Origin of the sequence: Halorubrum sp. SP9 (assembly GCF_005435015.1) — an archaeon.
GTDB classification, from domain to species: domain Archaea; phylum Halobacteriota; class Halobacteria; order Halobacteriales; family Haloferacaceae; genus Halorubrum; species Halorubrum sodomense.
Window position 1 is genome coordinate 1 of the sequence record NZ_SGXU01000445.1, and the last position, 396, is coordinate 396.

General features: G+C 59.1%; 1 protein-coding gene. It reads left to right on the forward strand.

The features are described from left to right. Positions 1–112: 112 nt before the first annotated feature. Positions 113–396: FtsX-like permease family protein (locus EXE45_RS18180; RefSeq protein WP_158294346.1), on the forward strand; the 284-nt coding region annotated here is incomplete at its 3' end.

Consider the following 396-nt stretch of genomic DNA (forward strand, 5'->3'; position numbering starts at 1 on the left):
GACTGACCCCAGCGTTCACTCACTGCTTACTGATATTTATCCGGGGACGAGCGTGGTTTCACGCGTCGGGCTGACTGGCGCAGAGACATCGACCACGAGCTTACCGCTCGCAATGGCGCTGGCTGCCACTGTCGTTGCTGGGGGGATTGGGGTCGCGTTCGTCGCGACAATGATGGGCTTAGAGCTAACTGCGAGCCGTCAAGAGATAGCCATTCTCGGCGCTGTCGGCTTCTCGGCACGGGCTCGGGTTCTGGTTGTCATTACGGAGACAGTTACTGTTGCCGTGCTTGGCGGGCTGCTTGGCGTTGCTCTCGGGAGTGTCGGAGTTGTTGGTCTGAACGTCGCTATTGCGGAGTTTGTTGGTGTTACGACGCTGGCGACACTCACACCCGGTAT